The organism is Vibrio sp. 10N.222.48.A3 (assembly GCF_041475345.1).
GTDB lineage: Bacteria > Pseudomonadota > Gammaproteobacteria > Enterobacterales > Vibrionaceae > Vibrio > Vibrio tasmaniensis_A.
In genome coordinates this window covers 1-2,780 of record NZ_JBFRVX010001441.1, presented here as the reverse complement: position 1 = coordinate 2,780, position 2,780 = coordinate 1, and the positions used below count along the sequence as shown (strand labels likewise).

3 protein-coding genes and 1 pseudogene are annotated in these 2,780 nt (G+C 41.9%); 2 read left to right on the top strand and 2 right to left on the bottom strand.

All coding sequences use genetic code 11. The features are described from left to right. Nucleotides 1–9: 9 nt before the first annotated feature. Entirely contained in the window at nt 10–312 is a 303-nt protein-coding gene (locus AB4653_RS26995; protein WP_009845740.1) for a YnjH family protein, read from the bottom strand. Between the two features lie 101 nt (nt 313–413). Here AB4653_RS26995 and AB4653_RS26990 point away from each other — a divergent pair, with 101 nt between their 5' ends. Next, entirely contained in the window at nt 414–1,013 is a 600-nt protein-coding gene (locus AB4653_RS26990; RefSeq protein WP_009845741.1) for a hypothetical protein, read from the top strand. A gap of 153 nt (nt 1,014–1,166) precedes the next feature. On the opposite strand, the gene AB4653_RS26985 is transcribed toward AB4653_RS26990, so the two are convergent. Then, nucleotides 1,167–2,273, bottom strand: a complete 1,107-nt coding sequence (locus tag AB4653_RS26985; protein WP_029223825.1) for a 1-acyl-sn-glycerol-3-phosphate acyltransferase — start codon at nt 2,271–2,273, stop codon at nt 1,167–1,169. Between the two features lie 175 nt (nt 2,274–2,448). Between AB4653_RS26985 and AB4653_RS26980 the strand changes: the two are divergent. Next, nucleotides 2,449–2,780, top strand: a pseudogene (locus AB4653_RS26980) (AraC family transcriptional regulator); the annotation flags it as partial.

The window sequence follows — 2,780 nt, the reverse complement described above, 5'->3', positions numbered from 1 at the left end:
AAGACGAGTTTATTTCTCGTCTTTTTTTATAATCTCAATCCAGCCTAGAGCACCATTGGTCTCAAAATCATTTTCGGCAGCACATCGAATCAACACTCCTGAAACTTCAACGACCGCACCTAGGCTATAGGCCTTATCATCATAATAACAAACTCGTTGCTGTGAACCACTCTGAGTGACGACGACTGCAGCCTTAGCGGGCGTTGATATTATTTTATTAGCATTCGCTGATACTGAACAAAATACAGAAGTTACAATCACAAAGCCTTTTAGAATTTGACGCTTTATTTCAATCACAGATTCGCCTTTCATTGTGTTCTATTCTTTTTTACCGACCAACAAATGAGTAAAACACTATGCGAGAATAATTTTTTCATTATAGTGTTAACGTCTATCGTAATAAGAAGCTTGTTATGCTCCGAATAATTGTACTTATTATTGGTTCTTTAACCATAACAAATGTGACTGCAGAACCACTCGATCAGTATCAAATATTGAACCATCTGGATAATTACGGAAACTTATATTTACGAAATAAGCCCTATACATCGCTACCGACAGGATTGGTCGTCGATGGCAATTTAAATATAGAAAACACCGCAATCACTCGCCTTCCGAAAGGGTTAGAAGTTAACGGAAGCCTTAAAGGCGGTAACAGCCTACTAGCCAGAGTTCCATCGGGCGTAAAAATAAAAGGCTACGCCGACTTGATAGGAAGTAAGATTACCCGTTGGCCAAAAGGTGTGAGAGTGGGTGGATTCATCAACCTCACAGATACCCCCCTAATACGGCTTCCCAACGGCTTTAGAGTGAAAGGAGACCTAAGCGTGATCCGTACTCCTTTAACCGAGCTGCCAAACGGGATAGTGGTTGATGGCGATTTATATATTGGCGGATCTGCAATTACTGCATTCCCCGATACCATGACGGTCAAAGGCAATATCTATCTAGGTGGTAACACGATTACCACGTGGCCAACCAATTTAGATCTTGGTGGCGCGGTTGCTCGCTAATCTTCATTTCGATTAATTGATTATTTGGTTGATTGTTTTTTTAGCTTTGGCTTTGGCTTTGGCTTTTAGAGAAAAACACAGGCACGCCGATACAAAAAAGGAGCCTAAGGCTCCTTTTTCAATTCAATCAACGAACTTGTTTGCTAACGCTCGTTAACCAATATTCTTCACTGGGTTCGCATAGCTATCGATCAAGTACTGGCGAGCACCTTGTGGCAAACTCGATAGTTTATCTTCAAACTCTTGCTTCACCGCAGCGGTAATCGACTCGTCTTCTTTTTCTGCAGCCAATAAGTTCACAGGAAATAGTTTGTAGTTGTCGTGGATCTGGCGGTCAATCTCTTGAGCAAGTGCTTCAGGTGTATCGAAATCTTGGTCAATAACCTGACCAAAACCAACATGAACACGCCCTTTATTACCGATGATGCCTTGAATGATACTTTCGATATCTTCAAACTCACCCTTTTCGTAACTGCCGTTTACGTCTTTTTCAAAAAGCTCTATTGCTTTCGCTGTGTCACATGGATCGTTTTCGTATGAAATAGCCACAGGAACGATCTTCAATGATTTCACGTACTCAGGAAATACGATTTTTTGCTTACGCCCTTCAACATGGAACATCTTCAGAATTGCTGGCTCTGTGAAGTCATTGCCGTCTTTTGCACGACCTTCTTTCTGAGCGATCCAAATAGAGTTACCTGTTTCTAGAGAGTGCTTAATATACGAAGACAATTGTCCAAGCGCTTTCATCATTTCACGTGGCCCTTTTAGAGAACGCTTTACGATGAAGCTTTTGTTCAGACGCATCAATTCAGTCGCACATGGCTTCTTTAGTAGGTTATCACCAATGGCAATACGGCAAGTTTGATGATTTTTCAGATGCAAAGCGTAATTAACTAACGCTGGATCCATAGCAATGTCACGATGGTTTGATACAAACAGGTACGCTTGGTTCGCATCCAGTGACTCTAAACCCGTGTATGTCACCCCTTTGGTGGTTTTAGCGAGCGTATCGCGTAAGTACTTTTTCACTTCGATCTGAATGGATTCAACGCTAGTCAGCTTGCTCCATTTCATTTTCAAGTACACTCGCAAGATCGGGCTCATTAACGCTTTGAACCAAGACGCATGGTTTGAAAAACGATAGTGCAAGATCGCACTGATAAATTCTTCATCATTAATAAGACGGTTTAGTGCCGCTGGAATTTCATCATCGCCGTAAGGACGAATATCAACATATGGATCGGTTGGAGAGGTCATTTTTTCATTCATATAATAAAAAGCTGGCTCATTCTACGCGTTGTTTTGACTTATCGCAGCTACAGAGCCCATACTTTTGACAAGGTCAGACCAGAAACATCGAAAATGCCCTGTTATTATTGGCATTCTTTAAGATTAACGGTAATCTTGACGCCCCAAGACTAAGGTACTATCTATGAACTTCGCTATTGAATATACATCGGCTTACTTTTCACACCTGGTGATTACACCACGCAAAAAAGTACTTAAGCATAGCCTTGTATCGGTTCAAAGTGGTTTGGTTTTGATTAAGCTGGGCAAACAAGAGTATGCCGTCGAGCCAGGTCAGAGCGTCTGGGTTCCATATGACTGCCTAACATCACTGACCTACTTTCCAAACACACAGGTCAATCGTGTCGACTTTTCTGTGCGCTTGACGGATTCATTCCCAAGACAAGCGGGATACGTCACGCAAACGAACCTCTCTTCTGCGTTGCTAGAAAAGCTAGAACTTACTAAGTCTCGTAG